Origin of the sequence: Duganella sp. (assembly GCF_039595735.1) — a bacterium.
Classification (GTDB): Bacteria; Pseudomonadota; Gammaproteobacteria; order Burkholderiales; family Burkholderiaceae_D; genus Rugamonas.
Genome location: NZ_JBCNLB010000010.1, coordinates 153,485 through 177,542, shown reverse-complemented (window position 1 = coordinate 177,542; position 24,058 = coordinate 153,485). Strand labels below are relative to the sequence as shown.

The 24,058-nt window shown below is 62.6% G+C and carries 22 protein-coding genes and 1 pseudogene; 9 read left to right on the top strand and 14 right to left on the bottom strand.

The annotated features are described in order from the left end of the window. The 3 genes and pseudogenes from ABDW57_RS18100 to ABDW57_RS18090 all read right to left on the bottom strand — a co-directional run. Positions 1-169 (bottom strand): annotated as a pseudogene (locus ABDW57_RS18100) (serine--tRNA ligase); the annotation flags it as partial. Positions 170-261: 92 nt separating this feature from the next. Continuing rightward, complete coding sequence (locus tag ABDW57_RS18095; protein WP_343731560.1) at positions 262-468, bottom strand: hypothetical protein; 207 nt, start codon at positions 466-468, stop codon at positions 262-264. A 129-nt stretch (positions 469-597) separates the two neighbouring features. After that, positions 598-2,043, bottom strand: coding sequence for a PLP-dependent aminotransferase family protein (locus ABDW57_RS18090; RefSeq protein ID WP_343731559.1), 1,446 nt, complete (start codon positions 2,041-2,043; stop codon positions 598-600). 165 nt (positions 2,044-2,208) lie between these two features. Here ABDW57_RS18090 and ABDW57_RS18085 point away from each other — a divergent pair, with 165 nt between their 5' ends. Together ABDW57_RS18085 and ABDW57_RS18080 are read left to right on the top strand one after the other, a co-directional pair. Continuing rightward, positions 2,209-2,508, top strand: a complete 300-nt coding sequence (locus tag ABDW57_RS18085) for a DUF2917 domain-containing protein (RefSeq protein WP_343731558.1) — start codon at positions 2,209-2,211, stop codon at positions 2,506-2,508. 66 nt (positions 2,509-2,574) lie between these two features. Then, positions 2,575-2,994, top strand: coding sequence for a hypothetical protein (locus ABDW57_RS18080; protein ID WP_343731557.1), 420 nt, complete (start codon positions 2,575-2,577; stop codon positions 2,992-2,994). Here the strand turns inward: ABDW57_RS18080 and ABDW57_RS18075 are convergent. The 4 genes from ABDW57_RS18075 to ABDW57_RS18060 all read right to left on the bottom strand — a co-directional run bounded on the left by ABDW57_RS18075 (position 2,991) and on the right by ABDW57_RS18060 (position 8,288). Further along, complete coding sequence (locus ABDW57_RS18075; protein ID WP_343731556.1) at positions 2,991-3,824, bottom strand: alpha/beta hydrolase; 834 nt, start codon at positions 3,822-3,824, stop codon at positions 2,991-2,993. The two genes, ABDW57_RS18080 and ABDW57_RS18075, sit on opposite strands and share 4 nt — an antisense overlap. Before the next feature lie 53 nt (positions 3,825-3,877). Continuing rightward, positions 3,878-5,182 (bottom strand): replication-associated recombination protein A, encoded by a 1,305-nt coding sequence (locus ABDW57_RS18070; protein ID WP_343731555.1) that lies wholly within the window; start codon positions 5,180-5,182, stop codon positions 3,878-3,880. Between the two features lie 61 nt (positions 5,183-5,243). Further along, a complete protein-coding gene (gene lolA / locus ABDW57_RS18065; RefSeq protein ID WP_343731554.1) occupies positions 5,244-5,876 on the bottom strand; it encodes an outer membrane lipoprotein chaperone LolA in 633 nt (210 codons plus the stop codon). A gap of 9 nt (positions 5,877-5,885) precedes the next feature. After that, on the bottom strand, positions 5,886-8,288 hold the full coding sequence (locus tag ABDW57_RS18060) for a DNA translocase FtsK 4TM domain-containing protein (RefSeq protein ID WP_343731553.1): 2,403 nt from the start codon (positions 8,286-8,288) through the stop codon (positions 5,886-5,888). Positions 8,289-8,502: 214 nt separating this feature from the next. Between ABDW57_RS18060 and trxB the strand changes: the two genes are divergently transcribed. From trxB to ABDW57_RS18040, 4 genes are all read left to right on the top strand, one after another. Then, positions 8,503-9,456 carry a thioredoxin-disulfide reductase gene (gene trxB / locus ABDW57_RS18055; protein WP_176649095.1) on the top strand — a complete coding sequence of 318 codons (954 nt, stop codon included), beginning with the start codon at positions 8,503-8,505 and terminating at the stop codon, positions 9,454-9,456. 5 nt (positions 9,457-9,461) lie between these two features. Further along, complete coding sequence (locus tag ABDW57_RS18050) at positions 9,462-10,124, top strand: Smr/MutS family protein (RefSeq protein WP_343731552.1); 663 nt, start codon at positions 9,462-9,464, stop codon at positions 10,122-10,124. A gap of 75 nt (positions 10,125-10,199) precedes the next feature. Next, positions 10,200-10,832, top strand: coding sequence for a trimeric intracellular cation channel family protein (locus tag ABDW57_RS18045; protein ID WP_343731551.1), 633 nt, complete (start codon positions 10,200-10,202; stop codon positions 10,830-10,832). A gap of 10 nt (positions 10,833-10,842) precedes the next feature. Further along, positions 10,843-11,724, top strand: coding sequence for a hypothetical protein (locus tag ABDW57_RS18040; protein ID WP_343731550.1), 882 nt, complete (start codon positions 10,843-10,845; stop codon positions 11,722-11,724). 4 nt (positions 11,725-11,728) lie between these two features. Here the strand turns inward: ABDW57_RS18040 and ABDW57_RS18035 are convergent, their stop codons facing one another. Continuing rightward, positions 11,729-11,959, bottom strand: coding sequence for a hypothetical protein (locus tag ABDW57_RS18035; protein WP_343731549.1), 231 nt, complete (start codon positions 11,957-11,959; stop codon positions 11,729-11,731). A gap of 82 nt (positions 11,960-12,041) precedes the next feature. On the opposite strand from ABDW57_RS18035, the gene ABDW57_RS18030 reads away from it, so the two are divergent. Then, complete coding sequence (locus ABDW57_RS18030) at positions 12,042-13,436, top strand: PLP-dependent aminotransferase family protein (protein ID WP_343731548.1); 1,395 nt, start codon at positions 12,042-12,044, stop codon at positions 13,434-13,436. A 51-nt stretch (positions 13,437-13,487) separates the two neighbouring features. Here ABDW57_RS18030 and ABDW57_RS18025 read toward each other — a convergent pair whose 3' ends face one another. The 5 genes from ABDW57_RS18025 to ABDW57_RS18005 all read right to left on the bottom strand — a co-directional run bounded on the left by ABDW57_RS18025 (position 13,488) and on the right by ABDW57_RS18005 (position 21,449). Next, positions 13,488-14,903 carry a sulfatase-like hydrolase/transferase gene (locus ABDW57_RS18025; RefSeq protein ID WP_343731547.1) on the bottom strand — a complete coding sequence of 472 codons (1,416 nt, stop codon included), beginning with the start codon at positions 14,901-14,903 and terminating at the stop codon, positions 13,488-13,490. A 14-nt stretch (positions 14,904-14,917) separates the two neighbouring features. Further along, a complete protein-coding gene (locus tag ABDW57_RS18020) occupies positions 14,918-17,332 on the bottom strand; it encodes a TonB-dependent receptor (RefSeq protein ID WP_343731546.1) in 2,415 nt (804 codons plus the stop codon). A 79-nt stretch (positions 17,333-17,411) separates the two neighbouring features. Further along, on the bottom strand, positions 17,412-18,827 hold the full coding sequence (locus tag ABDW57_RS18015; protein ID WP_343731545.1) for an aryl-sulfate sulfotransferase: 1,416 nt from the start codon (positions 18,825-18,827) through the stop codon (positions 17,412-17,414). 159 nt (positions 18,828-18,986) lie between these two features. Beyond that, a complete protein-coding gene (locus ABDW57_RS18010; RefSeq protein ID WP_008447011.1) occupies positions 18,987-19,325 on the bottom strand; it encodes a P-II family nitrogen regulator in 339 nt (112 codons plus the stop codon). A 69-nt stretch (positions 19,326-19,394) separates the two neighbouring features. Continuing rightward, positions 19,395-21,449, bottom strand: coding sequence for an NAD(+) synthase (locus tag ABDW57_RS18005; protein WP_343731544.1), 2,055 nt, complete (start codon positions 21,447-21,449; stop codon positions 19,395-19,397). A 92-nt stretch (positions 21,450-21,541) separates the two neighbouring features. Here ABDW57_RS18005 and ABDW57_RS18000 point away from each other — a divergent pair, with 92 nt between their 5' ends. Together ABDW57_RS18000 and ABDW57_RS17995 are read left to right on the top strand one after the other, a co-directional pair. Next, positions 21,542-22,666: a GNAT family N-acetyltransferase gene (locus tag ABDW57_RS18000; RefSeq protein WP_343731543.1), complete on the top strand. Its 1,125-nt coding sequence runs from the start codon at positions 21,542-21,544 to the stop codon at positions 22,664-22,666. Positions 22,667-22,789: 123 nt separating this feature from the next. Beyond that, positions 22,790-23,368, top strand: a complete 579-nt coding sequence (locus ABDW57_RS17995; protein WP_343731542.1) for a Crp/Fnr family transcriptional regulator — start codon at positions 22,790-22,792, stop codon at positions 23,366-23,368. A gap of 125 nt (positions 23,369-23,493) precedes the next feature. Here the strand turns inward: ABDW57_RS17995 and ppa are convergent, their stop codons facing one another. Continuing rightward, a complete protein-coding gene (ppa, locus tag ABDW57_RS17990) occupies positions 23,494-24,033 on the bottom strand; it encodes an inorganic diphosphatase (protein WP_343731541.1) in 540 nt (179 codons plus the stop codon). Positions 24,034-24,058 lie beyond the last annotated feature (25 nt).

The window sequence follows — 24,058 nt, the reverse complement described above, 5'->3', positions numbered from 1 at the left end:
GCTTGGACTGCGAATTACGCTTGCCCTGCAACTCTTCGGTGCGCGTCTGGATCGCTTTACGTTCCGATTCGAGAGCGTTGAACGCTTCCACATCGAGCTGGAACTTGCGGGTGGCCAGGCGCGCGGCAACGGTGGCGATGTCTTTACGGAGCAGTTGGATATCAATCATGGGAACGAATGCCGTTTTATATCGAAAACGTCAATTGTACCAAGATGAAGCCACTTCCTAGCGAGTTTTGCGCAGCCCGCCGGCTGCCGCCATTACAGCGCGGCTTTTTCGGCGGCGGTCAGGCGCTTGGCGCTCACGGTGACGGTCGGGATGGCGGCGTCAACCTTGGCAACCACGACCACTTTGTCGGCCGGCATGGCGAAGTCGGCGCGGTCATCAGCGGCGGTAGCGAACGTGGTGGCGCCGGCGATCACGGTAGCGGCGACGAAGATGATTTCCATGTGTTTGGCGATGCTCATGATGCTCTCCTTCAGGTGTTGGTTTGATTAAGTGCTGCGGTATGGTTGTACTGTACCTAAAGGCGTTCTGCCCCGCGATGGGGATGCGACGAAGCGCCGGAAATAGCGCCTGAAATGCAAAAGGAGGGGTCAGGCTGCGCTGCGCAACACGCTGGGGCGGTCGGCTTCGCGATGCACCAGCCCGCCCAGCGTGGCGATCGCCGCTTCCACCCGCGGCGTCCATGGGTTGCCGCAGTTGAGGCGCAGATAATTGCTGTATTTGCCCGAGGCCGAGAACAGCTGGCCCGGCATGAAGGCCACGCCCTGCGCCGTGGCGCGCTGGTGCAGGGCCAGCGCATCCACCGGCTCCGGCAGGCTGACCCACAGCACAAAGCCGCCCTGCGGTTCGGACACGGTGCACTGCTGGGGGAAAGCATGGCAGATGGCGTCCGACATGCGGGCAATGCGCTGCGCCAGCGCCCGGCGCATCTTGCGCAGCTGGTTTTCGTAGGCGCTGCCGGTCAGGAAGTCGGCCAGCACGGCCTGGAAGAAATGGCTGGTGGCCCCGCTTGACACCATTTTCAGCACCGCCACCTCCTGCGCGTAGCGCCCGGCCACCACGTAGCCGACCCGCGCGCCCGGGCTGACCGCTTTCGAGAACGAGGAGCACAGCATGACGTTGCCGCTGGTGTCGTAGGCCTTGATCGGCCATGGGCGCTGCGGCGTGAAACAGAGATCGCCGTAGACGTCATCTTCGATCAGCGGGATGTTGTGCCTCGCCACCAGTGCCGCCAGGCGCTGCTTGTTCGCCTCCGGCATGATGCAGCCCAGCGGGTTGTTGGCGTTGGGGATCAGCAGCACGGCCTGCGCCAGGCCGGCGTTGAGCGCCAGTTCCAGCGCATCGATCGACGGCCCGGTTTTCGGATGGGTGGGAATTTCCAGCGCTTTCATGCCCAGCGATTCGATCAGCTGCAGCAGCACGAAATACGTGGCCGACTCGATCGCAATCGTATCGCCCGGTCTGGCGACGGCGCGCAGGCACAGGCTGATCGCTTCCGAGCAGGAGCCGGTCACCACAATCTCATTGCTATCCACATGTCCCCAGTCCAGCGCGCGGCGGGTGATCTGGCGCACGAAGTCGGGATGGTTGGTCTCGTAGCAGCTGACCGTGCTGAGCAGGCCGGCGTCGCGCCGGGCCACCGCCGCCACGGTCTTTTGCATGCGTTTCATGGGCAGCAGCTCATCCGGCGGCCAGGCCGAGCCGAGCTGGATGATCTGCTGGTCTTCATTGGCCTTCAGCACGCGCATCAGCAGGTTCTGGATGCCGACAAAGGCCGGCTCCTGCAGCTGTGTGGCCTCATGCATCACCGCCATCATGCGCGGGCGGTGCCGCACGTAGTAGCCGGCTTGCGGGCGCGCCTCCACCTGGCCGCGGTCCTCCATCAGCCGCAACGCCTGCAGCACGGTGCTGACCGACAGCCGCTTTTGCTGCGCCAGATGGCGGATCGACGGCAGGCGGTCGCCCGGCGCGAACACGCGGCTGGCGATCAGCCCGCCCAGTTCATTTGCCAGTTGCTCGTAGAGATTGGTCGCCATCTGAAGATTGTGCCTGCACCCCGCCCGTCCCCGACAGGTACAGCAGCGTGAAATTTTGACCATGACAGTTTAGGCCAGACGCCTCTGTGATGGTAACAATTTCGTTTTGCTGCATCTGTTATGGCTGCGCCGCGCCACGTAATCTTTAGCGCAAAGGAGGCCGTCATGAAACCGCAACTCATCTCAGTGCAGCAAGGCCAGGCCGAATACCGGCTGAGCGAAAACCATCCCCTGCGCCTGGCCCACGCCGCCGGCCGGCATATCGAGTGCCTGGACGGCACCGCCTGGATCACCGCCTACAACGAGAAAACCGACTTCATGCTGCGCCGCGGCCAGACGTTTGAAGTGCCGAATGACGGCCTGATGCTGATCGAGGCAGTCGGCGCCAGCATGGTGCGGGTGCGCCTGCCTACACCCCAGCCCAGCCGATTCCGCCGCGCTGTAGGATTTCTCCTACGCAACTAATCGTGCGCCACGCAATTCTTGAAATTTGTACTATGCGCTCAACAGTACAGCCTTCAAGGAGAAGAAATGAAAACCAATACCCTGAAAATTGCAGCGGCCAGCGCCGTGCTGCTGATTGCAACGGGCTGCTCGACCATGGGTGGCTCGTCCTGGCAAAACGATGAACCGCCGCCACCGGCCAACCCGAACTTCGCGGCCGAGATGAACAAGTTCAACGCCCAGTTCCCGAACGAGAAAGCCACCAAGTACGAGGAAGTCTCGCTCAACTACAACAACGCCAAGAAGCTCGATGAGCGCGGCAACTGCCACGACATTTCCAAGCATCCGGTCGTGATCGTCCTGACGTTGGACGCCGAAGGCAAGGTCACCCGCACCACCACCGACGTGGAAGGCAAGAAAGCCGAGTGCTTCCGTCAGGCTTATGCTTCGGCGCAGCTGCCGCCGCCACCGTTTGCCCCGTACCAGAAACCAATCCGCCTGCGCTAAGCGGCGTCTTCCTGTTCCGACTCGTCATCACTTCTGGCTGGCTTGTCCAGCCATTGGATGACGATGTCGTTGAAGCGCTCCGGCGCCCGCACCATGGGCCAGTGGTCGGTTTCCATCGCCACCACCTTGCAGCCTTCCTTGGCGGCCAGGTTCTCGGTCCATTGCGGCGAGTGAAACATGAACGGCTTGTTGGTGCCGTAGATGTACAGCACCGGCACTTTCGGCACGAACGGCACCAGCGAATTGTAGGACCCGGCGGCGCCCGCCGTCAGGATGTAGTACGGGTAATTCATGCCCGAGCTGATGTATTCGCGCGGCGACGGCACACCCAGCACACGGGCCATGGTTTTGGTCATCGAGTTGCCGACCGGGCCGCCCACTGCCCAGGCCAGCGCCAAGGTGCTCTGGTAGCCCGCCACCATCATCTTCTGGCCGACCGAACGCGCGCGCGCCGTGGCTTTCGATTGCGCATCGCCGATATCGACGCCCACGATGGCCGACACCAGCTCCTTGTTGCGCATATAAAATTCGTAGCCAAACACGCAACCCCAGTCGTGCAGCATGAGGATGACTTTCTGCTTCTGGCGGATGCTGTTCACGATGTGCAGCAGCACGCGCATCATGGCGTTGAGCGAGTACGAGCGGCGCGGCTGGTTGATATCGAAGCCCGGCAAGGTGAAGCGTACACAGCGATAGCGATGCTTCAGCTCGGCAACCTGCGCGTCCCACAGGCGGTAGGTGTCGGGCCAGCCGTGAAGCATGACGATCGTCTCGGCGCCCTCGCCCTCAATATACACGTCGATCCCATCGACCACCTTTGCCGGCTGCATGCTGCTCCTCTACCCTGCTGACTCGTGAATGTTGCATCTTACAACATTCGCGCTTACTTTTTGCCGGCATCCTCATCGAGCTGGCGCAGGAAAGCCATTTTGTCGGCAATCTTGCTTTCGAGGCCGCGCGGCACCGGTTGATACCAGCCTGGCTCGCGCATATCGTCCGGGAAGTAGGTTTCGCCGGCGGCGTAGGCGTGCGGTTCGTCGTGGGCGTAGCGGTATTCGTGGCCGTAGCCGAGTTCCTTCATCAGCTTGGTGGGGGCGTTGCGCAGGTGGACCGGCACTTCGCGCGACTTGTCCTTGCGCACGAAGGCCATGGCTTCGTTGAAGGCGTTGTAGCCGGCGTTGCTCTTGGCGGCGATGGCCAGGTAGATCACCGCCTGCCCCAGGGCCAGTTCGCCTTCCGGTGAGCCCAGGCGTTCAAAGGTGGTGGCGGCATCGTTGGCGATCTGCATGGCGCGCGGATCGGCCAGGCCAATGTCTTCCCACGCCATGCGCACGATGCGGCGCGACAGGTAGCGCGCGTCGGCGCCGCCGTCCAGCATGCGGCACAGCCAGTACAGCGCCGCGTCCGGATTCGAACCGCGCACCGATTTGTGCAGGGCCGAGATCTGGTCGTAGAAATTGTCGCCGCCCTTGTCGAAGCGGCGCGCGTTGAGGGTCAGCGCGTTCTGGATGAACGCGGCCGTGATCCTGTTGGTCTTGGCCGCGTTGGCGGCGGTGCTGGTGACTTCCAGCAGATTCAGCAGGCGGCGGCCGTCGCCGTCGGCATAGCCGATCAGGGTGTCGATGGCGGCTTCGTCGAATTCCAGATGGGTCAGCACCTTGGCGCGGGCGCGTTCGACCATCTGGCGCAGCTCGCTCTCGTCAAACGACTTCAGCACGTAGACCTGCGAACGCGACAGCAGTGCCGAATTGACTTCGAACGAGGGATTCTCGGTGGTGGCGCCGATCAGCGTCACCAGACCGGATTCGGCGTACGGCAGCAAGGCATCCTGCTGGGATTTGTTGAAGCGGTGGATCTCGTCGACAAACAGGATGGTGTGCTTGCCCATGTCCAGATTGTGCTGGGCCTGCTCCATGGCGGCGCGGATGTCCTTGACGCCCGAGAACACGGCGGACAAGGCAATGAACTCGCAGTCGTAGGCCTTGGCGGTCAGGCGCGCCAGGGTGGTCTTGCCCACGCCCGGCGGCCCCCACAGAATCATGGAGTGCGGCTGGCCGGACTCGAACGCCAGGCGCAAGGGCTTGCCCGGCCCCAGCAGGTGGCGCTGGCCGATCACATCATCAAGCGTCTTGGGCCGCAGGGCTTCAGCCAGCGGCTGGCGCGGTTCGGTGGAAAATAAATCTGCCATGGCTTTGCAGGAACCCGTCATGCCGGCGAAAGCCGGAATGACGGCGAGGGAACTCAGAAGGTCAATTATTGAATACGTCCGCGCCCTTCGGCATGACGAATTTAAAACTCGCGGCATTCAACGCCGGATTTTTTTCGATGCCCTTGAACGCCAGCACCGACAGCTGCCCAAAGCTGTCCTTCAGCTCCATGGTGACCGGCACGCCGTCGCGCAGGCCGATGATGATCTGCTCAAACGAAGTGTCCTTGGCTTTCGGCACCGCCTTCAGCAGTTCCGCCCCATCCTTGGTGCCGGCTTCGCTCAAGGTGAAGTTTTTCTCCAGGTCGTTGCTGCCGAACAGGATGGCGGCCGGCGACGAACCCAGCGCGTCGCCCAGCTTCTTGACGGTGACCTGGTTCAAGTCCTTGTCGAAGATGTACAGCTTGTCGCCATCCGCCTGCAGCACCTGTTCATACGGCTTGACGTAAGTCCAGATGAACTTGCCGGGACGGGCAAACACAAAGGTGCCGGTGGCGGTGTTCGATACTTTCGGCGCCTCGCCATTGGTGTTCTTCACCTGGCGCTGGGTGAACTCGCCCTTGGCCGCCTTGGTCGACGATACGAAGGACTTGAACTGTTCCAGCGCGCTGGCATGGGCTGCGCCTGTCAGCAACAGACCGGCGGTCAAGGCCGCCAGCGATTTAAAACGCGTCATAACATTCCTTTATTCTGCACTGGCAGCCGGCACGAGAATATCGCGGTTGCCGTTCGATTGCATGGCGGAGACCACGCCGCTATTTTCCATTTGTTCCAGCAGGCGCGCCGCGCGGTTGTAGCCGATGCGCAGATGGCGCTGCACCAGCGAAATCGAAGCGCGGCGGTTTTTCAGCACCACCTGCACCGCCTGATCGTACATCGGATCGGCCTCTCCGCCGCCCTCGCCGGCTGCGGCGCCCTCGGCACCGCCGCCCTCGCCTTCCAGCGTGCCGCCTTCCAGGATGCCGTCGATGTAGTCCGGCTCGCCGGTGGTCTTCAGGTGTTTCACCACGCGGTGCACCTCGTCATCCGACACGAAGGCGCCGTGCACGCGGATCGGCAGGCCGGTGCCCGGCGGCATGTACAGCATGTCACCCATACCCAGCAGGGTTTCCGCGCCCATCTGGTCCAGAATGGTACGCGAGTCAATTTTCGACGACACCTGGAACGCGATCCTGGTCGGGATGTTGGCCTTGATCAGGCCGGTAATCACGTCGACAGATGGGCGCTGCGTCGCCAGAATCAAGTGCAGGCCGGCTGCGCGGGCCTTCTGCGCGATACGGGCGATCAGTTCTTCCACCTTTTTGCCGACCACCATCATCAGGTCGGCTAGCTCGTCAATGATGATGACGATGGTTGGCAATTTTTCCAGCGGCTCCGGCGAATCCGGCGTCAGGCTGAACGGATTCGGGATGTGTTCTTCCTTTTTCTTCGCTTCGGCAATCTTGGCGTTGTAGCCGGCCAGGTTACGCACGCCCAGCTTGGACATCAGCTTGTAGCGGCGCTCCATCTCGTTCACCGCCCAGTTCAGCGCGTGGCCGGCCTGGCGCATGTCGGTCACCACCGGCGCCAGCAGGTGCGGGATGCCCTCGTACACCGACATCTCCAGCATCTTCGGATCGATCAGGATCATGCGCACATCCTTGGGATCGGCCTTGTACAGCAGCGACAGGATGGTGGCGTTAATCCCCACCGACTTACCGGAACCGGTGGTACCGGCCACCAGCAAGTGCGGCATCTTGGCCAGGTCGGCCACCACCGGCTTGCCGGCGATGTCCTTGCCCAGCGCCACGGTCAGCGGCGAGGCATTGTCGTTGTAGACCTTGGAACCGACGATCTCGCTCAGGCGCACGATCTGGCGCTTCGGATTCGGCAGCTCCAGCGCCATGTAATTCTTGCCCGGAATGGTCTCAACCACACGGATCGAGGTCAGCGACAGGGAACGCGCCAGGTCGCGCGCCAGATTGACGATCTGGCTGCCCTTGACGCCGGTGGCCGGCTCGATTTCGTAGCGCGTCACCACCGGGCCTGGATAGGCCGCCACCACCTTGGCTTCCACGCCAAAGTCGGACAGTTTTTTCTCGATCAGGCGGCTGGTGAATTCCAGCGTCTCGATGGCGATGGTTTCCTGGGTTTCCGTCACTTCATCCAGCAGCGACAGCGCCGGCAGCGCCTGGTCGCCGCTGGCGCGCGGCAGGTCGGTAAACAGGCTGGCCTGGCGTTCCTTCTCGACCCGCTCGGACTTGACCACCGTCACCACCTGCGGCTCGACCTTGATCGGCGGCGCCGCCACCGGGTGTTTCTCGACATGCTTGGCGCGCTCGTGCACCACCACTTCCTCGCGCTTGACGGCCGCGACTTCGCCCTGGCGGCGGTCTTCACGGTACTGGTAGCGCTGCACGAACCAGTCAATCGCATTCTCGATGCCGCCGCCGATACGCTCGGCCACCGCCATCCACGACACATGGAAGAACAAGCTGAACCCCAGCCCGAACAGCAACAGCAGCAGCAAGGTCGCGCCGGTGAAGCCAAACGCCACATGGGCCGAATGGCCGATCAATTCTCCCAGCACGCCGCCCGAGCTGCGCGGCAGCTCGGCGTGGCTGGTCAGGGTGCGCAGGCGCAGGAATTCCAGGCCGACGCTGCCGATAAACAGCAGCACGAAGCCAATGGCGCGGATCAAGCCCTCCTGCGCGTGCTCCGGTTCCGGCTCGGTCGACAGCACATATTTGTGCGTCAGACCGCGATACCCCTTCCACACCACCCGCAGCAGGCAGAACGCCCACCACCAGGCGGAAATGCCGAAGATGTACAGCAGCAGGTCGGACAGCCAGGCGCCGGCGCGCCCGCCCAGGTTGTGCACCTCGGGCACCAGCGTGCCGTGCGACCAGCCCGGGTCCATCTTGTGATAACTGGCCAGGATCAGCACAAAGTACACGCCCAGGACGGCCAGCGCCAGCCAGCGCGCCTCCGACAGCAAGCGCACCAGCCGGTTCGGCAGCGGTTGGCGCTCGGTCGGCGTGCGGGTGTAGCCGGACGATGCGGCCGGGCTCACTTTCTGCGTGCGTTCCTGAACTTTTTTACTACTCATAGGTATTAAGGCATTGCAATGTTAGCGGTCAGGAAATATTCCTACAGCGGTATTCTAAGGCATAAGGGCAACATCCTGCCCCACGATTCATCCTGATTCCCTGCTTGCACTATAATCTTGTATTGCTTGCGTGATTGCAATAGCGGCATGCCCTTGCCGCCCTTGCTTGCGCCCCCACATTCGGATTAATCCAACATTATTGAAGAAACCTGCCATGACCACTCCTAAACATGCCCGCGTATTGATCCTCGGCTCCGGCCCAGCCGGCTACAGCGCCGCCATCTACGCTGCCCGCGCCAACCTGAAGCCGATGCTGGTGACCGGCGTGGAACAAGGCGGTCAGCTGATGACCACCACCGACGTGGAAAACTGGCCGGCCGACCCGATGGGCGTGCAAGGCCCGGACCTGATGCAGCGTTTCCTGCAGCACGCCGAGCGCTTCAACACCGACATCGTGTTTGACCACATCCACACCGTCAAGTTGCAGGAAAAACCGATCCGCCTGATCGGCGACAGCCACGAGTACACCTGCGACACCCTGATCATCGCCACCGGCGCCTCGGCACAGTACCTGGGCCTGCCGTCGGAACAAGCCTTCATGGGCAAGGGCGTGTCGGCCTGCGCCACCTGCGACGGCTTCTTCTACCGTGGCCAGCAAGTGGCCGTGGTGGGCGGCGGCAATACCGCCGTCGAGGAAGCGCTGTACCTGTCGAACATCGCCACCAAGGTCACCCTGATCCACCGCCGCGACAAGTTCCGCGCCGAGGCGATCCTGATCGACCGCCTGAACGCCAAGGTTGCCGAAGGCAAGATCGAGATCAAGTACAACCACACCCTGCATGAAGTGGTGGGCGACGATGGCGGCGTCACCGGCGTCAAGATCCAGTCGACCGAAACCGGCGCCATCACCGACGTGAGCGTGCACGGCCTGTTCATCGCGATTGGCCACAAGCCCAACACCGGCATCTTTGAAGGACAGCTGGAAATGCATAACGGCTACATCAAGACCAAGACCGGCACCGAGGGCATGGCCACCGCCACCAGCGTACCGGGCGTGTTTGCCGCCGGCGATGTGCAGGACCACATCTACCGCCAGGCCATCACCAGCGCCGGTACCGGTTGCATGGCGGCACTGGACGCGCAGCGTTACCTGGAAGGTCAGGAGTAATCGCAATGAAAGACTTCGCAGACCTGAAATCCCTGGGCAAGCAGCTCAGGGAACAGGCTGAGGCGCGCGCCGTCGCTGAGAAGGAGCGCACCAAACAGGAGAAACAGCAGGCGGTGGAAGCGAATATCTTCCAGACCGCGCTGGGCGGCGTGAAGCGCATGCCGGCCTCGGACCGCTATGTGCCGCCGTCCGTGCCGAAATCGGTGGCGCCCGCCGCCGAGCCGAAGCGCAAGCTGACCCAGGCCGAGGACGATGCGCTGGTACTGCGGGAATCGCTGTCCGACCTGTTTGAAGTCGACCATTATCTGGAAGACGATCCGGCGCTGAATTACTCGGCGCCGGGCGTGGGTCCGGATGTGATGAAGAAAATGCGCAAGGGCCACTGGCCGGTGCAGGACGAGCTGGACCTGCACGGCATGAACCGCGACCAGGCGCGCGAGGCGCTGGGGGCCTTCCTGACCAAGGCGCAGCAGCGCAATCACCGCTGCGTGTGCGTGATCCACGGTCGCGGCTTTGGCTCGCGCGGCCAGGAACCGGTGCTGAAATCCATGGTGCACAGCTGGCTGGTGCAGAAAGGCGTGGTCGCCTTCTGCCAGGCCCGCAACAACGAAGGCGGCGAAGGCGCCCTGATCGTGCTGCTGCGCGCCGCCCTGCAACCCTCGCGCTAAGCCGCTCGCCCCCCCTACCCGTAGTCAGGCTGACATGTTAGCCTATGCGCATTGCAACCTTGTCTATGCGCTCACATGAAGCCTGTTCCCGTACACGTCTCCCTGATCACCATCATTGAAATCGTGGCGATCCTGGTGGGAGCGTTGTCCGGTTTCGTGGAAGCGCGCCGCAAACGCATGGACATCGTGGGGGTGTTCACCGTGGCCTTCATCACCGCCTTTGGCGGCGGCACGCTGCGCGACATCCTGCTCGACAAGCGACCGCTGTTCTGGGTCGACCACCAGGGCTACGCCATCCTGATCTTCATCCTGGCGCTGCTGGCGACGCCGTTGATGCGCACCGTCAAACAGATTATCTCGGACCGGGTGATCGTGATTGCCGACGCGGTCGGCCTCGGGCTGTTCACGGTGGCCGGGGTGGCGCAGGCGCAGGCGGCGCACATGCCGATCTTCATTGCCTCCATGATGGGCGTCATCACCGGTATTTTTGGCGGCGTGCTGCGCGACATCGTCTGCAACGAAGTACCGATGGTCTTCCGCGACGGCAAACCGTACGCCATCTGCGCCTTCTTCGGCGCCTGGCTCTACATCGGCCTGCAATACACCGACGTCTCCGACGACACCGCCCTTTGGACCAGCGCCGCCTTCATCACCATCATCCGCCTGGTGACCTGGAAGTTCGAACTCCACCTGCGCAGCCACCATTAGGCCTGAACATATGACCGCCGCCGTGATAGCCATTGCCGTGATCCTGATCGTTTTCGCCGGTCCCCTGCTGCTTGCAGCCGCCGCCCCAGGACGGATCATGGCGTGGAACTGGAAACTGACGGTGATGTCGGCGCTGATATACGTGCTCGCTTTCAATCTGACGTTCTTCATTCAGGAACTGTTCCTCGTCTTGCCCAAGGCCTTTACACCAGGGCTGCGGCCTACGCTGTTTCACAACAATCACAGCTGGGATGGCTCAAGCCCGCTGGCCAGCTTGTTCCAGGGGACAGGTGCGCTGGCGACGCTTCTGAGCGGCTGCATTTGCGCAATCCTGCTTGGGCGCGGCGTTGGCCGATCCGTAACGCACCGCCTGTTGTTATTCTGGATGGCTTACAGCGGTATATTCATGGCGCTGCCGCAGATCGTGATTGGCGCCCTCAGCGGCCAAAGCGATATCGGCATGGCCATGGCGTATTTCGATCTTGGCGCAACCAGCAAAACGCTTGCAGCCCTGACCGCGCTGGCGCTCATTCCGCTGGCCGCCGCCTGGCTAGGCAGCTTGCTGATTGGCCAGTTGGGCGGCCCGGCCCTGTCCGCGAGCGCGCAAGGGCGGCAGCATTTTGTACTCGGGTCTGCCACCGTGCCCGCCTTGTTGGCATTGCCGCTGATCGCCTTGTTCCGGATACCACGCGAGTGGATCGAAGTGCTCCTGGTGCCGGTAGTAGTCAGCTTCGTCGGGGTGGCGTGGATCCAGGCTGGCGCCTGGCGCTCCAGCAGCAAGACGAGAGGCGGCGATGCGGTTGTTGGCTCCCTCGCATGGCCAATCGTGGCGGCCCTGGGTTTGCTTCTCCTATTCCAGCTGTTGCTCAGGCCGGGAGTGCGCTTCTACTGACAAATCACGGGAAAGTCAGGTCCATGCCGAGCATCCGGATCAGGATGAACGTGACGATCCCCAGTCCCAGGAGCGATAGCATGAAAAATGCGGCTATCTTGCCGCCCGCGCGCAGCACCATGCGCCTCTCCCTCCCTTTCTTCCCTTGGTCGTAATGCCATTTGACGGCAAAGAACATGCCCGTGCCGAGCACGAGAAACTTGAATGTGACGAAGATTACAGGGATCCATTCCATCGTTTTGCGTCCTTCCAGGCTGACCAGACTTAATCGTTATCAGGCATACTACCTAAAAGCAATTTCCATACATTGAGACAAAATGTCCCAGTTAAAAACCATACAAGATACGCTGCACTGGTTGCCGCGACTGGCCGCGCAGGGCGGGCCGCGTTTTTTGCAGATTGCCGATGCCCTGCAGACAGCGGTGGCAGACGGTTCGCTCAAGCCGGGCGATCGCCTGCCTCCCCAGCGCCTGCTGGCAACACAGCTGGATGTCGACCTGACCACCATCACCCGCGCCTATGACGAAGCCAGGCGCCGCAACTTGCTGGAAGGACGCGGCGCCCGCGGCACCTACGTCGCGGCGCCAAAGGTCGAATTGACCGCGCTCCTCGACCTGAGCATGAACACCCCGCCGCCGCCGCATGGCGTCGATTTCGACGATCTGTTGAAACAGGGCTTGTCTCAAGTGCTGATGCGGGCAGACAATGAATTGCTGATGACCTACCACCTGGCCGGAGGAAGCGACTCCGGCCGCAAGGCGGGCGCCCGCTGGCTGCAACCGATGCTGGGGCATCCGGACTCCCGGCAGGTAGTGGTCTGTCCGGGGGCGCAAGCAGCGATCGCCGCGTTGATCCTTGCGCTGACGGAGCCCGGCGACATTATCCTGGCAGAGCCAACCACTTATCCCGGCTTGCGCGCGGCGGCGGCCCAATTCGGCCGGCCCATCATTGCCGTCCAGGCCGACCAGCACGGAATGCTGCCCGATATGCTTGAGCAGGCGTGCCGCCAGCACAAGCCCGGGCTGGTCTACCTCAATCCGACCTTGCAGAATCCCACCGCCATCACCATGCCGGAACACCGGCGCAGGGAACTCGCCAGCATCGCGCGGCGCTGCAATGTGCGCATCATCGAGGACGATCCCTACTGGCTGCTGGCCGAAGCCCCGCCGCCGCCGATCGCCACCTTTGCGCCGGAACAGGTGTACTACATCTCCACCCTGTCGAAATGCCTGACGCCCGGTTTGCGTGTCGCCTTCGTGCTGATGCACGACGCCGACCAACGCGAGCGCTTCCTGGCCGCGCTAAGATCCTTTGCGCTGATGACCGCGCCGCTGATGGCCGCACTGGCCACGCAATGGATACTCGACGGTTCGGCTGACCTATTGCTGGAAGGCGTGCGCAACGAGGCGCGCCTGCGCCACCGCATGGCGCGCGATATCCTGGCGGGCCGCTACAGCGGCGCCGGCGACGGCCTGCATGTATGGCTTGAGCTCCCCGCCTATTGGAACCCCTCGCAGCTTGCGCGTGCGGCCGACAGCGAGGGCGTCGCGGTCACGCCGGCGGAGGCATTCGCAACTGGCGGCGGGGCCGTGAATGCGATTCGGATCTCCCTGGGCAGCATCAAGGACCGCGGACGCTTGCAGGCCGGCCTCCAGCGGCTGTCTCATCTGCTTGCGCGGCGGCCCGACACGTTCTACGCCGCGGTGGTTTAATCCTGATTTGGTTGCCAGAAAAGAGCAACCAAATGATTGCTCCCGGATGGTTTAATCAGCCACGGTGCCGGCGGCCGGAACGCCGTAGCGATCCGCCTGCACCGCGCCGCTGACGCCGTGAGTACGGACGTCGGCGGTGATCGGCAGCATCTCCTTGTCCCAGGTCTCCCACTGCGCCTTCAGCCTGGCGAACACGTCCGGATGGCGCCTGGCCAGGTTGGCGCGTTCGCGCTGATCCTTCACCACATCGAACAGGAATTCGTTCTTGCCGATCTTCAGGTATTTCCAGTTGCCCGAGCGGATGGCGCGCTGGGCGTTGGCCTTGTAGCGCCACAGCAGCGTGCGCTCATTGTTCTGCGCCTGGCCAGTGAGGATGGGCAGCAGGTTCTGGCCGTCGGTCGGATACTTCGGATCGGGCGCGCCGCCGGCCGCGGCCAGCAGGGTCGGCAGCCAGTCCATCGAAATCGCCACCTGATCGCTCACCTGCCCCGCCTTCACCCGGGCTGGCCAGCGCACGATGGCCGGCACGCGGATGCCGCCTTCCAGCAGCTCGGTTTTCTGACCGCTCAGCGGCCAGGTTTTCGAGAAGCGCTCGCCGCCGTTGTCACTGGTGAAGATGACGATGGTGTTTTCCGCCAGGCCCTTTTTCTCCAGCGCCGCCAGCACGCGGCCGATCGACGCATCCAGCGATTCGACCATGCGGCCGTAGGTGGCCAGGTCGCCGCCATCGTAGTGGAAGATGTTGTCGATGTTGCGCGAGATTTCCTCGTCGCCCGGCCCTTCCCACGGCCAGTGCGGCGCAGTGTAGTGCAGCGACAGCAGGAAGGGCTTGCCGGCTTGCTGCCTGTTGACGAAATCGACCGCGCGCGCGCCCAGCAGATCGGTGTAGTAGCCGATCTGCTGCACCGGCACCTCGCCTTCGTACAGGTCTTCCTTCACGTTCGGGCCTACCCCCGGCTTATGGGTGAAGTAATCGATGGCGCCGCCATAGTTGCCAAAGAAGCTGTCGTAGCCGCTTTTCAGCGGGCCAAACGTCGGCAGGTAGCCCAGGTGCCACTTGCCGATCAGCGCCGTGCCATACCCCTGCTTTTTCAGCAGCGACGGCAGGGTCGGATGCGACGGCGGCAGGCCGATGGTGTCGGAAGCGCCGGCAATCGGTTCCTCCAGCCCGCCGCGCAGACGGTACTGGTAACGCCCCGTGATCAGCGCAAAGCGCGTGGCCGAGCACACCGCCGAGTTGGCGTAAGCCTGGTTGAAGCGGATGCCGTCGGCCGCCAGCTTGTCCAGGTGCGGCGTTTTGAAGTCGGTCTGGCCGTACACGCCGAGGTCGGCGTGGCCCAGGTCATCGGCCAGAATGAAGATGATGTTCGGCTGCTCCTTGCCGGCCGCCAGCGCGGGCGGCAGATAGTTGGCCAGCGCCAGCGCGGGAAGCGACTGCAGAATGCGGCGGCGAGTGTGATTGGTCATGCTTTATCTCCTGTTTAGAAATCTGCGCGGGCGGTCAGCCCCAGTGTGCGCGGCGTGCCCAGTACCGCGTTGTAGGCGCCAAAGCTGGTGTTCCACAAGCTGGTGTAGTACAGCTTGTCGAAGGCGTTCTTGGCCCACAGCGACACGTCCCACCTGGCGCCGCCAGCCTTGAAACGCACGCCGGCCGACAAGTTGGTCAGGGCGTAGGCCGGAATCCTGGCGTATTGCGACGCGTCCAGCGTGCCAAACACTTCGGTGCGGTACGAGGTGTTGGCATTCAAGTAGCCTTCCACACCTTCCGCCACGGCGTGCGCGAACTGCGCATTCAGACTGCTGGTCCAGCGTGGCGCATTGACCAGCGCGGCGCGGCCGGACAGGTTGCACGAGGTCGCCGTGATTTCAGGCGGGCATGGCGCATTGGTGTACTTCAGGTATTTCACGTCATTGAAGGCGGCGTTGGCGCCCAGCGTGAAGCCGCGCGCGACCAGGAAGGTCGTTTCCAGCTCGGCGCCACGGCTGCGCACATCGCCGGCGTTGGTGATGTAGGACGACAGTGTCGATGGATCATAGGCATTGTTCTGGTAGCCGCGCACGATGTTGGCAAACACGCTGGCGTTGACCTGGGCGCGGCGCTCCCAGAAGTTGCTCTTGATGCCAAGCTCGGCGTTGTTGGCCTTCTCGTTATCGATCTTCAGCGAGGCGATGCCGGCCGCACCTGGCACGGCGAGGTTGATGCCGCCCGATTTTTCGCCGTGCGACAGCGTGGCATAACCAAGCACGTCGGTGTCGATCTTGTAGGCCAGCGTCAGCAGGCCGGACGGGCTCAGGTTGTTCAGCGTGATCTCGCCCGAATTGAACGCGCCATAACGGGCGTTGCGCGATGCCAGCGCCGCCCCGGTCACCGCCGCGCCGCCGGTCGGGGCGTAGCGGATTTCAAAGGCACGCTTGTCCTCATAGGTGGCGCGCAGGCCGGCGGTCAGGTCCCACTTCGGATCGATGTGCCAGATCGACTGGCCGAACAGCGCGTAGCTGTTGACGCGCAAGTGGCCGTCGGCAAAGCTGGTCAGGTTGGACCAGGCGCCGGCTGGCGTGCCGTTGAACTTGTCGGCCAGCGGGCCGTTGACGGTGAAGTTGGTGTTGTCGAGATTCTGGTAGTAGTAATACGCCCCAACCACCGATTCCACCTCGCGGCCTTGCGGCGTGGCCAGCCGCAACTCTTGCGTGAACTGGCGGTGGCGCGCCAGCGCGCCGACGTTCAGCGTGATCGGCACATCAAGCCCGTCGTCATTGCGCGGGGTGAAGTTCCAGAAGCGGAAAGCGCTGATCGAAGTGAACTTGTAGTCGTTGTCCAGCTTCCAATTGGCTTCCGCCGACAGCCCGCCCTGATGCACGCTGACGTGCGAGCCGCTGTCCAGATTCACCTGATAGGCTGCGGGGTTGGTGACCGGATGCCCGCCAACGGCGGCGGCCTGGGTCAGCCAGCGGCCGCTCGGACCGGCACTGAAGAACACCATGGTGCCGTTGTTGGAATCTTCCTCGTTGTAGTCAGCGATCAGGCGGGCGCTGAACTTGTTGTCCGGCTCCCACAGCAGTTGCGCGCGCACGCCCCGGCGGTCGCCGCCCTGCACCTCCTTGCCGTTGTAGATGTTCTTGATGTAGCCGCCTTCATGCGTTTGGTAGACTGACAGGCGGCCAGCCAGGGTGTCCGAGAACGCGCCGGAAATGCTGGCTTTGCCCTGCGCGTATTTGTCCTGCCCGGCCGAGAGCGAAGCCGTGTTCTCGCTGCGGAAGGTTGGCTGTTTGGTGGTGATGTTCAGCACGCCGGCGGTGGTGTTCTTTCCGAACAGCGTACCTTGCGGGCCGCGCAGCAGTTCCAGTTGCTGCACGTCCAGCGCATCGAACGCCGCCATGCCGGGGCGGGCCAGGTAGACATTGTCCAGATACAGGCCGACACTGCCTTCCAGGCCGTCGCTGGCGGTGTTGTTGCCGAGGCCGCGCACGGCAAAACTCAGCTGACGCGCGTGCACGAAGTTGACGGTGGTGCTGGGCAGCAGTTGCTGCAGATCCTGCACGCGGTAAACGCGGTTGTTTTCCAGCGCTTTATCGTCCAGCACGCTCATGCTGGTCGGCACAGTTTGCGACGTCTCGTTGCGGCGGCGGGTCGAAACAGTGACGCTGGCAATGACTTGCGCGAGATCCGCGCCCGCAGCGGCCGAGCCTGCCCCCTCTTGCGCAGCCTCCGCCGCGTCGCCGGCTGCCGCCACACTGGCCACGGCGACAGCCGGCGCCGCGGCGCTGGCCGACACGGCAGTATCCGAGATCGCTGCGACGGCCAGCGCGGCAGCGTTTTGCGCCTGGGCAGACGGCGCGTGAGCCAAGGCGAGTCCATAAGCCGCGGCAATGGCCACGGCCAGTTTTTTCTGTTGCATGATTGGTCCGAAAAAAGTGTAAGAGATCCCACACGCCGGCATGGCGGCCGGCGCGTGTTGTGGTTTCAGGCGGTGTAATTTAGTTCGTGGCTACGCGGAACTTGCCCGGTTCCGGCGGGATCACCGCGTTCTCGGAGCGTGGCGTGCCTTCAGGCACCCAGTTGTACGGCACCGGTTGGGCGCGATACAACCAGTTGCTCAGCACGGGCTTGCCGGCGCCGGCCACCGGCGTCGGTGCAAAGTAAGGGCTGATGTATTCCCAGGCGATGTCGCCCTTGTTGGTGACCTGGAAGATGCGGCCGTTCATGCCTTCATCGATCAGGGTATTCCCGTTCGGCAGGCGGCGCGCACTGCTGATGAAGGAGCTGTAGAAGCCCCAGTCCGGGCCATTCGAATCGCCGCCGGTGTATTCCCACACGATCTGTTTTTTGACCGGATCGATTTCCAGCACGCGCGAACGCGGCTGCACACCGACGCTGACGCGCGGATAGCCCGCTTCGCCCTGGTTATCGAACACCAGCAGATTGCCGGCGCCCGGCAGGCCTGGCTCAATCAGGTGCGCGTCGTGCTGGCCGATGATCTGATCCACCGGACGCGGCAGCACACGCGGGCCGCGCACCTGTGCCGGATAGTCCGGTCCCAGATTCCACACCACCTTGCCGGTCTGCTTATCGATGATGACGATGAAGTTGGCCTCGCGCGAATCGATCAGGATGTTGTCCGGGTTGAAGCGCTGGTCGCCGGCATCGAACCACTTGTTCGGTCCCAGCACCGACATGTTATTCACGTGCAGATAGTCGAACGGCACGTTCTTGCCGCGCGGCGACAAGCCCGCCTTCACCAGCTTGAGCGAGGCCGGCGTAAAGCCGAATTCGTTCAGGTGCTCGGACGCCACCCATTTCCACACCACGTCGCCCTGCTTGTTAACCTCATAAATCACATCGTCCAGCACCTGTGGCGCGGCAAAGCCTTGCACCGGATGCACCAGGTTGGCCAGCACCAGCGTATTGCCGTTCGGCAGACGGCGCCAGTCGTGATGCTGCTTGGCGCTGCCGCCAGGCACCTGCGCATGGGCCTTGCCTTCCACCGGTGCGGCATAGGCATCCTGCGCGCTGGCCGCCGCGCCCCACTGCCACAGCACATTGCCGTTCCAGTCCAGTTCACCAATCGCCTGATTGCGCAGGCCATTGCCTTCGTTGGACGTGCCCGGCGCGCTGGCCAGCTGCACCAGCACATTGCCGCGCTGGCCGCCGGTCAAGGCCGGATCGATCAGTACCGGCGGGAAGCCTTCGGCATTCCAGCTGTGCACCTCATTGCCGTTCATGTCGATCAAATGGGTTTTCTTGTCCTGCCCGCTGAAGATGACGTAGCTGTTGTAGGCAGTGGCGGTGTCGTAACGGGTGACGCCGGTAGGATAAACGCTGGGCGCAGCGCTCAGACTGGCGGCGACGGACAGCAGGGACAGTGCGACGATGTTATAAGTATGTTTGGTCATGAAGCGGGCTCTTGGAGATAGACAATACGTCTATATTACTAATCCACCCAGAAAGACCGAACTAATATAAGCAATCAAGAATATGCAAAAAATGCCTTAATCGCTGGCGGACAAAAAAAATGCCGGCGAGGCCGGCATTCCGAATAAGGCTGAAGCTGCTTACACCGCGTCGGCGCCGGTCTCGCCGGTGCGGATACGGATCACCTGCTCGACGTTCTGCACGAAGATTTTGCCGTCGCCGATCTTGCCGGTGCGCGCGGCCTTGATGATGGCGTCCACCACTTGCTCGGCCACGCCGTCATCCACCACCACTTCCACTTTGACTTTCGGCAGGAAGTCGACGACGTATTCAGCGCCGCGATACAGCTCGGTATGGCCTTTCTGGCGGCCGAAGCCTTTAACTTCGGTAACGGTCAGGCCAGTGACGTTGACTTCTGCCAGTGCTTCACGCACTTCGTCCAGCTTGAACGGCTTGATCACAGCGGTAATCTGTTTCATGACTTCTCCTTATCTAAAGGTTTATTGTAATCGTTAGGCGCGGCCTGTCCATCCGCATAAGCTTATTCTTTACTCTTGCACCGGAATCGATCGCAATTCCTCCATCCATACAACGCTTTGGGCGTCGCTCGGTGCACGCCAGTCGCCGCGCGGCGACAGCGAACCGCCGCTGCCCACCTTGGGCGCGTTCGGCACGCAACTGCGCTTGAACTGGCTGGTGCGGAAGAAGCGGTCAAGGAAGATGCCGAGGTTTTTCTTGATCGCCTTCAGGTCATACTGATTGCGCGTGACGTGGTCGCCATCCGGCCAGCGGCCCTGCTCCCTGTCCTTCCAGGCGGTGTGCGACAGGAACGCCACTTTCGACGGGTTGAAGCCGAAGCGCAGCACGTAGTACAGATTAAAGTCCTGCAGCTCGTACGGGCCGATGGTGCTTTCGGTGCGCTGCTCCGGCTGGCCATCGGCCATGCCGGGCACCAGCTCGGGGCTGATCTCGGTGCCGAGAATATCCAGCAGCACCTGCGCATCGCTGCGGCCGATCACGCCGGACTCGGCCACCCAGCGCACCAGGTGCGAGATCAGCGTCTTCGGCACGCTGGCGTTGACGTTGTAGTGCGACATGTGATCGCCGACGCCGTAGGTGCACCAGCCCAGCGCCAGTTCGCTCAGATCGCCGGTGCCCACCACCAGCGCGCCGTGGTGGTTCGCCAGGCGGAACAGATGATTGGTGCGCTCGCCGGCCTGCACGTTTTCAAACGTGATGTCGTATTGCGCCTGGCCTTCCGCATACGGGTGGCCGAGGTCTTTCAGCATCTGGAGGCAGCTTGGGCGGATATCGATTTCCTGCGCGCTGCAGCCGACCAGCTTCATCAAAGCGTGCGCTTGCTTGAGGGTGCGCCCGCTGGTGGCGAAGCCCGGCATGGTGTAGGCCAGGATATTGGTGCGCGGCAGCTTGAGCTTGTCCATCACGCGCGCGCACACCAGCAGCGCATGGGTCGAATCCAGGCCGCCGGACACGCCGATCACCACTTTCTTCAGGCCGCTGTTGGTCAGGCGCTGCGCCAGCGCCTGCACCTGGATGTTGTACACCTCGTTGCAGCGGTCGTCGCGGCGGCGCGCATCGGCCGGCACGTAAGGGAAGCGTTCGATGCAGCGTTTCAGCGCCAGCGGCTGGTCGCGCCCGATTTCAAGGTGGAAGAACACGGTGCGGAACTTGCCCACTTCGGCCGCGTGACGCTGCACCGATTGCGCGAAGGTGTTCATGCGCATGCGCTCGCGCGACAGGCGCTCCAGGTCGATATCGGCAAAGGTCAGGGTCGGCTCGTCGATGAAGCGCTTGGGCTCGGCCAGCAGCTCGCCGTTTTCGTAAATCACGCCCTGGCCGTCCCACGCCATGTCGGTGCTGGACTCGCCGCCGCCGGCCGAGGTGTACAGATAGGCGGCGATGCAGCGCGCCGATTGCTGGCCCACCAGCTGGTTGCGGTAATTGGCCTTGCCCACCAGCGCGTTTGAGGCCGACAGATTGACCAGCACCGTGGCGCCGGCCAGCGCCGCATACGAGGACGGCGGAATCGGCACCCACACGTCTTCGCAAATCTCGACGTGGAATTTGAACAGCGGCATATCGCCCACTTCGAACAGCAGGCCCGAACCGAATTGCACGCGCTCGCCAAGCAGATCGATTTCGGTGGCGATGGCGTAATCGCCGCTGCTGAACTGGCGCGCTTCGTAGAACTCGCCGTAATTCGGCAGATAACTCTTCGGCACCACGCCCTGGATCTGGCCATTGGCGATCACCACCGCGCAGTTGTACAACTGATGATCCACGCGCAGCGGCGCCCCGACCACGAGCGCCATCTTCCATTGCAGCGAGGCGTCAAGAATCGCGGCCAGGCCGTCCAGCACGCCGTCCAGCAAGGCACGCTGATGGAACAGGTCGTCGCAGGTGTAGGCCGACAGGCCCAGCTCGGGAAACGCCACCAGCGCCGCGCCCTGGGCGGCGGCCTGTTCGGCCAGCAAGATGGTCTGCTCGGCGTTGTAGGCCGGATCGGCAATGCGGCACACCGGCGCGGCAATGGCCACGCGGGCGAAGTCATGGGTGTACAGATTGAAGAAATTCGAAGCCATGTCAGCTCTTTCGGGCATGCAAAATCAAATTATCGCACGGGCAAAGCGCGCCCGCATGCGCTAGACTGGCACAACTTTACGTAGGAGGCAGTGTGGCAGAAGCAGAGTTATCGATCATCGACTCATTGGCGGACATCGACCCGGCGCAGTGGCAGGCGCTGGCCGGCGACAATCCCACGCTCAGCTACAGCTTCCTGCACGCGCTGCATGAAACCGCGTGCGCCGCGCCGCGCACCGGCTGGTCGCCGCGCTATCTGGTGCTGCACCGGGACGGCGTGCTGCAGGCGGCCATGCCGCTCTACCTGAAAGACCACAGCCGCGGCGAGTATGTGTTTGACCATGCATGGGCCGACGCGTTTCACCGCAACGGCATTCCCTACTATCCCAAGCTGCTGTCGGCGGTGCCGTTCACGCCGGTGACCGGCAGCCGCCTGCTGGCGCGCAATGCCGGCGACCGCGCCCTGCTGGCGCAAGCCGCCCTGCAGGTGGCGCAGCAGCTGGGCACGTCCTCGCTGCACATCCTGTTCCCCGAAGCGCAAGACAAGCAGGCGCTGGTCGATGCCGGCTACATGCTGCGCGAAGGCGTGCAATTCCACTGGGAGAACCAGGATTACGCGGATTTCGACGCCTTCCTCGCCAGCATGAAGATGGAAAAGCGCAAGAAGCTGCGCCAGGACCGCAAGCGCGTGCAGGAAGCCGGCATTCATTTCGAGCATCTGGCTGGCAGCGCGATCACCGACGAGGTACTGCGTTTCTTCTACCAATGCTACGTCTCGACCTACGAAGCGCACTACTCCCGGCCGTATCTGTCGCTGGCCTTCTTCCAGCGCCTGCTGGCCGAGACGCCGGACAGCCTGATGATCGTGCTGGCCAGGCGCGGCGACGCGCCGGTGGCGGTGGCGCTGAATCTGGTGGGGGGCAACATCATGTACGGCCGCTACTGGGGCACGCGCGAATTCATCTCCGGCCTGCATTTCGAGACCTGCTACGTGCAGTCGATTGATTACTGCATCCGCCACGGCATCGCCCGTTTTGAGGGCGGCGCGCAAGGGGTACACAAAATGTCGCGCGGCCTGGTGCCGACGCCGACCTGGTCCGCCCACTGGGTTGCCGATCCACGCTTTGCCGACGCCATTGCAGACTTTTTAGCGCAAGAAACCGCCGCGATGGACGACTATATCGACGAATTGGCTGAGCATATTCCATTCAAAAATTAATAAGGGAAACCCGTATGGGGTTACAATAGGGAAGTTTCCTTAGTAACGTGGCAAAACAGCATGAATGCAGATTTTATAAAACAGCGTAACCGTTTCAAATCCGCCACGATGAAGCGGATCGATGTGAGCGAAGAGTCTTACAACAACGTCACCAATATCCTGGCCACCATCGCCAAGCCCTTCCACGTGCGCAAGGGCGAATACCTGCAACGCGCCGGCGTGCCGGCCACGCAGGTGCACTGGCTGGCCAGCGGCGTGGCGCGCAGTGGCTTCTTCAACCGGGAAGGCCTGGAAGTGACGCTGCGCTTCTACCGCGAGGGCGAATCGGCCACCACCCTGACCGACCTGATCAACGGCGAGACCGGCCAACCGGCGGTGCAGTTCCTGATTGCGGAAACGCCGATCCACGGCTTCACGCTGGACTGGAAGCTGGCATCGGAACTGCGTGCAAAGGATGAAGGCATGCAGCAATATCACCTGAGCATCGCCATGCATGGCCTGCAAGCGCTGGCGCAGCGCGCCTACAGCAGTGGCGAGACTTCGGCGCAAGAGCGGCTGGCGGCATTCCGTGAAGAATATCCGGGGCTGGAAGCGCGCATCTCGCAGCGCGCGATTGCGTCCTACCTCGGCATCACGCCGCAATACATGTCGCGCCTGCGCCGCGAAGCCGAACTGGCGTCCGGCGAACCCCGCGTCGCATGAAAAACTCCGGGGTCAGGTCCGCCATTTCTACACGACCTCAGCCGTAGCGACGCTACGGCTGAGGTCGTGTAGAAATGGCGGACCTGACCCCGGAGTAAAAAGCCCCTGGCGGGGCTTTCTCGGTATTACTTCGATGCTTCTTTCTGGTAGTTGGCGACGCCGTCCAGGATTTCCTGTTTGGCTTCTTCCGGACCATACCAGCCGTCGATCTTGACCCATTTGCCTTTTTCCAGGTCTTTGTAGTGCTCGAAGAAGTGCTGGATCTGGCGCAGGCGCAGTTCGTTCAGGTCTTCCGGCTTCTGCCAGTGGCTGTAGATCGACAGCACTTTGTCGACCGGTACGGCCAGCACTTTGGCGTCTTCACCAGATTCGTCGGTCATTTTCAGCACGCCGATCGGACGGCAGCGCACCACCACGCCCGGGATCAGCGGGAACGGGGTGATCACCAGCACGTCGACCGGATCACCGTCCAGCGACAGGGTGTTCGGCACGTAACCATAGTTGCATGGGTAGTGCATGGCGGTGCCCATGAAGCGGTCAACAAAGATCGCGCCCGATTCCTTGTCTACTTCGTATTTGATCGGATCGGCGTTCATCGGGATTTCGATGATCACGTTGAAATCGTTCGGCAGGTCTTTACCGGAAGATACTTTGTTCAAGCTCATGGATTTTCCTCAGTTAGCGGGCTGT